9 protein-coding genes are annotated in these 7,882 nt (G+C 53.6%); 4 read left to right on the forward strand and 5 right to left on the reverse strand.

Translation table 11 applies throughout. The annotated features are described in order from the left end of the window. Together RMO15_RS03595 and RMO15_RS03600 are read left to right on the forward strand one after the other, a co-directional pair. Positions 1-236: hypothetical protein (locus RMO15_RS03595; RefSeq protein ID WP_309707891.1), on the forward strand; the 236-nt coding region annotated here is incomplete at its 5' end. Between the two features lie 54 nt (positions 237-290). Next, entirely contained in the window at positions 291-863 is a 573-nt protein-coding gene (locus RMO15_RS03600) for a sigma-70 family RNA polymerase sigma factor (protein WP_309707895.1), read from the forward strand. On the opposite strand, the gene RMO15_RS03605 is transcribed toward RMO15_RS03600, so the two are convergent. The 4 genes from RMO15_RS03605 to RMO15_RS03620 form a co-directional block, all read right to left on the reverse strand. Then, complete coding sequence (locus tag RMO15_RS03605; RefSeq protein WP_309707897.1) at positions 860-2,209, reverse strand: ATP-binding protein; 1,350 nt, start codon at positions 2,207-2,209, stop codon at positions 860-862. The two genes, RMO15_RS03600 and RMO15_RS03605, sit on opposite strands and share 4 nt — an antisense overlap. Further along, positions 2,206-2,913: a response regulator transcription factor gene (locus RMO15_RS03610; RefSeq protein ID WP_309707900.1), complete on the reverse strand. Its 708-nt coding sequence runs from the start codon at positions 2,911-2,913 to the stop codon at positions 2,206-2,208. Before RMO15_RS03610 ends, RMO15_RS03605 begins: the two co-directional genes overlap by 4 nt. 109 nt (positions 2,914-3,022) lie before the next feature. Next, positions 3,023-3,346: a thioredoxin gene (gene trxA / locus RMO15_RS03615; RefSeq protein ID WP_309707903.1), complete on the reverse strand. Its 324-nt coding sequence runs from the start codon at positions 3,344-3,346 to the stop codon at positions 3,023-3,025. Between the two features lie 62 nt (positions 3,347-3,408). Continuing rightward, positions 3,409-4,563, reverse strand: a complete 1,155-nt coding sequence (locus RMO15_RS03620; protein WP_309707905.1) for a Xaa-Pro peptidase family protein — start codon at positions 4,561-4,563, stop codon at positions 3,409-3,411. On the opposite strand from RMO15_RS03620, the gene RMO15_RS03625 reads away from it, so the two are divergent. Together RMO15_RS03625 and RMO15_RS03630 are read left to right on the forward strand one after the other, a co-directional pair. Beyond that, positions 4,542-5,498, forward strand: coding sequence for a HEAT repeat domain-containing protein (locus RMO15_RS03625; RefSeq protein WP_309707909.1), 957 nt, complete (start codon positions 4,542-4,544; stop codon positions 5,496-5,498). The two genes, RMO15_RS03620 and RMO15_RS03625, sit on opposite strands and share 22 nt — an antisense overlap. Before the next feature lie 26 nt (positions 5,499-5,524). Then, positions 5,525-6,751 (forward strand): Gfo/Idh/MocA family oxidoreductase, encoded by a 1,227-nt coding sequence (locus RMO15_RS03630; RefSeq protein WP_309707912.1) that lies wholly within the window; start codon positions 5,525-5,527, stop codon positions 6,749-6,751. Here the strand turns inward: RMO15_RS03630 and RMO15_RS03635 are convergent. Continuing rightward, on the reverse strand, positions 6,729-7,882 hold a 1,154-nt coding region (locus RMO15_RS03635), incomplete at its 5' end, for a sulfatase-like hydrolase/transferase (RefSeq protein ID WP_309707914.1). The genes RMO15_RS03630 and RMO15_RS03635 overlap by 23 nt on opposite strands.

The following is a 7,882-nucleotide window of genomic DNA, read 5'->3' on the forward strand; positions in this document are numbered from 1 at the left end:
GTGGTCAGCCCGAGCGTGAGGCGCAGCTTTCTCTGCTCACTCAGGTACTCACCGAAGGAGATTTCGAGCTACCGTGCACACCAGCGGAGGCGGCCTCTCACTTCTTGTTGGCCATGGTGCCGTTCTTTCCGCCCTATCTCAACCCCTGTCATGCAAGCCCATCTTGTCGTAAAGGACTGGAAGCGCAGGCAAATGCGATGCTAGACTTTCTGCTTCACGGGATTAGGAAGCGCTAGAAATTTTTGGAACCAACTGACCGAAAAACGAATTTAGTCAATCAGAGTAAAACAATGAAAAGCGAAACACAAACACAGATTTTCGAAAAGGTGATCCTCCCCCACGAACCCTCCCTCTACGGCCCCGCGATGGCTCTCACCCGGAGCGCCTCGGACGCGGAGGATCTGGTGCAGGAAACACTGCTACGTGCCTACGACCGGTTCGATACCTACCGCTCTGATGGGAGCCCCCGTGCCTGGCTCCATACCATCATGCGGAATCTGTTCTACAACATGTACCGCAAGAAGTCCCGTGAGCCGCGCCAGATCTCTCTGGAAAATGCCGATGGAACTGCGATTGAGCAGCCGACGGCACCCAATGCCTCGCCGGAGCGCCAGGTACTCTCCCAGCTGGAAGGGGCCGCACTGCTCCAGGCCGTTCGCACGCTCCCAGAAGAGTACCGGCGCGTCGTGGCAATGGCGGACTTGCAAGGTATGGCCTACCAGGAGATCGCAGAAGACTTAGCCATTCCCGTCGGCACGGTGCGCTCACGCCTCTCTCGTGGCCGCGAGCGTGTTCGCCGCTCTCTCGTCGCCTGGCACCCGGAGACGGTTCCCAGCTTGGCTCATCGTGCTGCCCTGAGCTAGGCGCGGGTATGGGCGGCGAGGGTGACGTGAACCGTGGTTCCCTTCCCCTGCTCGCTCTCTAGGGCAAGAGTGCCCCCATGCGCCTCTGCAATCGCCCGGGAGATCGCCAAACCTAGGCCTGTCCCCCCACCCCGCCTTGCCCGAGCACTATCCACACGGTAGAAGCGCTCGCCAAGGTGGGCCAAATGCTCCGGTGAGACTCCCTCTCCCGTATCTACGACCATAAAGCCACTCGGCTGGGCAACCACGCGGACTTTCCCGTCGGCGGGAGTGTGGCGCAAGGCATTGTCCAATACGTTCAGCAACAAGCGGTGCAACAAGTGTGAGTCGCCCCAGACCGACTCTTGCGCAACCTGAAGGTCAATAAATGCTCCCTCAGGATGGAGTTTTTTTGCCTCAGAAACCACTTCAGCAAAGAGATTCGCTAGAGAGACCTCAGACTCTTTTAACGAGAGCTGAGCGTGATCCGTGCGCGCCAGCAAGAGCAAGTCTTGCACAATACGGCTAGTTCGGTCAGCGGCACGGTCAATCTCTACCAGAGTCTCACGGTAGTCGGGCGTGAGATCCGGATCCGCAAGCGCGAGGCTGGAGTTGGCCTTGATCACGGTCAACGGAGTCTTTAGCTCGTGCGAGGCATCGGCGACAAAGCGCTTCTGGCGATCAAATGAGGCCTCCAAGCGCCCTAACATTCCGTTGAAAGTCTGCGAGAGGCGTGCGAACTCATCCTTGCCGCGCACCGGCATCCGCTCTGAGAGATCCTCTACCCCGATTCGCGCCGCCGCCTCGGTAATCTGCCGCACGGGTGCCAGTGCTCGCCCCGTCAAGAACATCCCCCCTGCTCCCGCAATCAGGAGCGCAATGGGAATCATTGTCATCATCGTTCGGTTCAAGCGACTTAGCTCGCTGTTCATCGGAGCAAGTGACTCGGAGCGCTGAGCATAAATATCTGGCCCACCTGATGTCTTCGTCTTGAAGGTTGCAATACGCTTATCTCCTCTGGTGTTCCAGACCGGCTTTCCTGTTTCCACACACTGACGGAAATCATCTGTATCCAAAAGGGGGGTGATTCCATCAAGTGCATTAGCCCCAGTAGCCAGATAAAAAGTCCAGGTGGGCATCTCTGCATCATACGAACGAGCCTCCACGAATTTATCCCGGAGCTCCTCAAGCGTGAATCCGTTGCTGGGACGTCGTCCCGTGCGCCCTGTACGCTCATGATGGAGCTGGTAGTCAATGGAATCCATCAGTTTTGTTTGAACTTGGACTCGAACCATTGCGCCGAAGACTCCTAAGGCAAGTGCAAATACCAACATATTCAGCAAGGTGAGCCGAAGGCGAACACTCATGACTTTTCCTCATCCCCTTTTTCTTCATCATCTGCCGGGCGGCGCAGGACATAACCAACCCCGTGCACCGTATGGATCAGCTTAACACTTGCGTCGGCGTCTATCTTACGCCGTAGCATCGTGATATAGACATCTACCGTATTAGAGCCCGTCCGACCTTCGTCGTCCCAGACACGCTCCAGAACCAGTTCGCGTGTCAGTGTACGCCCCTCATTTTTCGCAAGAGCCTCCAACAGGCTATACTCGCGCGGCGTTAGGGGAAGCTCCTCGCCATCGCGGAGCACGCGTCGTGCCGTGGTGTCAATTTCTAAGTCGCGTATCTGGATAATGCTACTTTTATTGACTCCCTCGCGGCGGAGCAGCGCACGCACACGGGCCAGCAGCTCCTCAAAGGCGAAAGGCTTGGGTAAGTAATCATCCGCCCCTGCTTCCAGCCCTTTCACCCGCTCCGAGACCGCATCTCGGGCTGTGAGCATCAGAATCGGTGTGCGATCACGGCGTGCCCGAAGGCGACGACAGATCTCGAGACCATCAAGGCCCGGTAGCATTAAGTCCAGCAGGATGAGCGAGTAGCCACCGTCTTTGGCCAGCTCCCAGCCTGCCATCCCCTCGTCAGCAACCTCGACTTGGTACCCGGCCCGCTCCAGCCCCCGCTTGACCACGGACGCGATCGGAGCCTCATCTTCCACCATAAGAATTCGCACAGGCTGTTATATCGCTGCAAGAAGCACTCCGCATTCATGGATTTTTAACGCAAAAAGCCCGTGTCGCAGTGCAACACGGGCTTTTTTACCTTTTTCCGATCCTAGCAGACTAGATGTGGGCGGTGAGCTTCTCCGCAATCACTTGACGCGGTGCAAGACCAACCATGCCGTCTACCTGCTTCCCGTCTTTGAAGATTAGCAGCGCAGGGATGCTCTGAATGCCGTACTGGCCTGCGAGCTCGGGCTCTTCGTCCACGTTGAGCTTCACAATCTTGACCGTATCGCCAAGCTGCTCCGCGACCGCATCGAGCTCGGGGGCAATACGGCGACACGGGCCACACCAGGGAGCCCAAAAATCAACCAGGACGGGGACCGTGGCCTTCAGAACCGTTGTCTCAAAATCGGCGGATGTAACCGCTGCTGCTGCACTCATTTTAACTTCCTCCAAACAGTCTTTAGAAAATCTTCCACACTCGTTACAATTTAGCGGGGAGTTTAGTTCCCAACCACTCTGAGTTCCTTGGTCGCCAGGGTCAAGCGCTGGCATCCCGTGCTCGTCACCAGCACATCGTCTTCAATACGAACACCGCCCAAGCCTTCGATATAGATTCCAGGCTCGACCGTCGCCACCATGCCTGCCACCAGGGTCACCGTGGCTTTTGGGGAGAATGTCGGCAGCGGTAGATCATGGACCACTCGCCCCAAGCCATGCCCGAGGCCGTGTGGCATCTCACCGTAGCCCGCGTTTTTCAGTAGCTCGCGAGCAAGAGTGTCCACACTCTTGCCCTCCACACCGGGTTTAATAGCCGAAAGCGCTGCAAGCTGAGCCGCCAGAACGGAATCGTAGATATGGCGCATTTTTTCCGTCGGCTCGCCCCCGATCACCACGGTGCGGGTGATATCGGAGCAATAGCCGTCTAAAACGCAGCCAAAGTCCATCAGCACAAACTCCGGCCCGCCCGACGAGCCTAGCACACGATCCCCTGCCCGCCCGTGGATCAGCGCCGCATTCGGGCCACTGCCCACAATCGGGTCAAAGCTGAGCTTCTGCGCCCCCTGCGTCCGGAAAAACGACTCCAGCTCCCACGCCACTCGCGCCTCGGTCATGCCGGGTTTTATAAAGCCGCACAGATGCTCAAAACAAGCATCGGCAAGCTGGCAGGCGGCTTGGATTTTAGCGATCTCGCTCGCATCTTTAATCGCACGAATGGCTTCGACATCGCCCGAGCGCGGAAAGACTGCCTGCTGCGCCCGATCATCAGGGTCTAGTGTCTGCTCCAGAGTGAGATACGCACTGTAGGGAATGTGATCGGCCTCGAAGCCAATGCAGTCAATCCCCGCACCATGATTGTCACGAAGCCACTCCCCTGCCGCAATCAGCGAGATGCTTCCCGCAGGCAGGACAATGCGCTCGAAACCTGGCACTTCTTTGGCTGCCTGCGTTCCATAGCGTCCGTCTGTATAAAACAGCGCCTTGTCTTTCGTCAGCACCACCAGGCCATTTGAGCCCGAAAAACCCGTCAGGTAGCGGACATTTTCCATCTGGGAGACAATCAAGGCATCAATGCCCTGAAACTTTTCGGACTCTAAATCAAACCGCGCTCGAAGGTTCACAATACGCTGCGGATGTGCAAAATCACTCTTATTCATCGGCGAGATTGTACCTGTTCACGGACGAGATAAGCTTTCGATATAATCCAGACAAGATGCTGAGAATGTTATTTTTTATTTTTCTGGGGCTGCTATTCATCGTACTTGTCGGAGTTCTCTACTGGCTTCGTACTTTCTATCGGCAGGCATCGTGGCCCGGCGGAACACCAAAAGAGACAGCAGGCATTCTTGTACATGACCTCAAGTTCGGAATGCGGGCCACAGAGATGGCCATCACATTTGGCGATCAGATCTTGCCTTTCCTCCTGCAAGAATCTCAACAATTCAGCCTTCTCAATGGAAGAAATACGGAATGGCTTGCCGATGTACTTGGCGGTATCCAAACACAAGCCTCGCGAGAGATATTGGAAGAGCTTTACTCGCGGACAGAGCCTCTCGCACGACTCGTTGGTGCAATTGGCCTTGCCCAACACGGAGTGTTCCTAGACGAAATTAACCCTGAGCATTTTCTGGTTCAGACGGTTCAAACCGATCCTAGTCAAGCCGAGATGACGCTGGCAATTATTGCCCTGGGATGGATACGCAACCCTGCTGCTCTTCCCTATCTTTTTGCCGTTCTCCAGCCTCCTCCACACGACTACTGGTACGATGCGGAAGCTGCCCTAGCGCTCAGCCGTATCGGTGCCCCCTCAGCAATTCTGGTACTGAGAGATTGCCTTCAGCGAGTGGATTTCGCTGCACTCCCCGAGACCTTTCGTGCTCTCGTCGCTCTGGGTGATCGGCAGGCCGTGCCTCTAGGTATCGCGCGGGTTTCTCCAGATTTAGCGAGATTCAACAGTGGATTTCTTGTTCGAGAACTAGAGACCATCACGGATCAGAAATTTGGCTATAACCAGAAAGCCTGGCTGCACTGGTGGGATTCTGTTCAGTCCACCTGGCAAGTTCCACAAGAGTACATTCAACTCCGTCCGTGAGGAAAAATTTCAGGTAAAATCCTCACATGTCTTCGATTCAAACCATGCGTGGTGTGGCCTTTTCCCCGCGCGAGACCGTGCGGGTAGCGTTGTTGGGCTGTGGTGGGCGCGGACGCGGGATGCTGGGTGAGCTCCTGGCCGTTGTGGGCGTGGAGATTGTCGCCGTCTTTGATGTGAGCGAGGAAGCGGCACAGAAAGCGGCGGCTGCGGTCGTCAAGAGAGAGAAACCGGAGCCAAGGATTGTCGTGGGCGGCGATGTGCGTCAGGTGCTGAATCCCGATACAACCGATCTGGCCTATATCGCCACCCCTTGGCAGCAGCATGTCCTCTACGCTGTCGCCGCGATGGAGGCGGGGCTTCACGCCGCCGTGGAAGTACCTGCCGCCGTCACCATTGACGACTGCTGGGCGATGGTGGAGACAAGTGAGAAGACGCGACGGCACTGCGTCCAGCTAGAGAACTGCTGCTATGGAGAGCTGGAGCTGATGATGATCCACCTAGCCGAGCTAGGAAAATTCGGGACACTCACCCACGGCGAGGCGGCCTATATCCACGACCTGCGCCACCTACTCCTCTCCGACCAGAGTGAGGGACTCTGGCGGCGCGAGCCCCACAAGACCAGCGATGGTAACTTCTACCCCACCCACGGCCTCGGTCCGGTGGCACAGGCGATGGGAATCCACCGGGGCGACCGGTTCACACGCCTGATCTCGATGAGTAGCAACGAGGCCAGCCTCTCTGAGACGCGCGATGTGATTATCGAGGAGGGCAACGTGAAGAGAAGCGAGGTCTATAAAGCGGGCGACATGAACACCAGCCTGATCCAGACCGCCAAAGGCCGAACCATCCTGCTCCAGCATGATGTGGTCACGCCCCGGCCCTATAGCCGAGGAACACTGCTCCAGGGTTCCAAAGGCACTATCCGCGACTACCCTGCAGGCGTCTTTCTGGAAGCCGACCCGAAGACCCCACACCATGGCGATTGGGCAGGCCTAGAAACGATTAAAGAAGAGTTTGGCTCCCCGATGTGGAAGGAGCTGGGTGCAAAAGCCCTAGAGACCGGCGGTCATGGAGGAATGGACTTCATGATGAACTACCGCCTTGTACAGTGCCTACGGGAAGGCCTAGTCCCTGATATGGACGTCTACGATGCCGCCGCCTGGAGTGCCCCTGGTCCTCTTTCGGAAGAATCGGTACGCCTCGGCAACATACCCGTAGAGTTCCCCGACTTCACTCGCGGGCACTGGCTGTAGCTTTGATGCGATCTGTAACATCGTTAGGCTTTGAGTTAGCTCTAAAATTAAATATCTGACGATTTTCCAGTAAGGGAATATCTTCGTGGTATTTCTCACGAAATATCATACGAAACACATTAACTAACGTCAGATCATCATAAGCACTACTGATATTCACTCCAGGCAGCCTGATCGCAATCAAATTGGCAAACGCGTCTTCCAAGTCAGTTTTTTCAATGTCGTCATAATCTATCATAGCTCTCCCCCCATGATCTCCCACAATAACGACGATACAGTTTGGATCTTCAGAAACTAGATCATTAATAAAAATCCCAATTTCCGATGAAATAAATCGAGCTTGCGCTGCATATGCTTTAACATTAAGCCTATTAGTGCCTACTAAAGTATCAGCAGAATCAACATCTTTTCCGTTCTCATCAAATACAAATGGATGATGAGGAGATAAAAAATGGGCAAATACAACTTTAGGACCTTTAATATCCACTGATGAACGCAATGTTTTCAAACCACTACGTATATCAGACCGGCGGATAACTTTATTTTCAAACGAAGAATGGTATTTAAAATACAAAGTTAGTAATGTATGACTAAATACAGCATATTCCATGTCAGTAATATGGGGATATAAAATCACAGTATCAAGGTTATTATTTTTATAGAATGGAGAGTATAAAATCTCAGAGTCGTCAACATGCGTAAATGTGACCCCCGTATTTATAGTCAATATCTTATAACCTGAATTCCTCATTATTTTAAAAAATTTGCTATTATTGATCAATTCCTTAGACCATAAGGAGCTGTATCTAGGTGTGAATGATGGCGAACCTAATTTCCCAATATATTCCATATTAAAAAACGATGGAAGTGAGTACATAGTCCTTTCATGATTCGACATACTCTTGGTGGGTATATAAAATTTATTATTCCGTAATTCATCTAAAAAATCAGAATTATCATACCCATACGTACTACAAAGTTTATCAGAACGAGCATATGCATCTAGTACAATTACATAATAGTTACTATCATCATTTAACCGACTACTAAACCCTATATACCTAGCACTATTTTCCTTAAAAGTATTTATATAGCTAGTAAGTGGATATAAAGCCATCAGAAATAGGGAGA

The sequence above is a fragment of the Armatimonas sp. genome, from assembly GCF_031410135.1.
Taxonomy (GTDB): Bacteria; Armatimonadota; Armatimonadia; order Armatimonadales; family Armatimonadaceae; genus Armatimonas.

Coding starts and splice junctions, on each gene's coding strand:
- RMO15_RS03630 (WP_309707912.1), top strand. CDS start 5,525: ATGTCTTCGATTCAAACCATGCGTGGTGTGGCCTTTTCCCCGCGCGAG.
- RMO15_RS03605 (WP_309707897.1), bottom strand. CDS start 2,209: ATGAGTGTTCGCCTTCGGCTCACCTTGCTGAATATGTTGGTATTTGCA.
- trxA (WP_309707903.1), bottom strand. CDS start 3,346: ATGAGTGCAGCAGCAGCGGTTACATCCGCCGATTTTGAGACAACGGTT.
- RMO15_RS03600 (WP_309707895.1), top strand. CDS start 291: ATGAAAAGCGAAACACAAACACAGATTTTCGAAAAGGTGATCCTCCCC.
- RMO15_RS03620 (WP_309707905.1), bottom strand. CDS start 4,563: ATGAATAAGAGTGATTTTGCACATCCGCAGCGTATTGTGAACCTTCGA.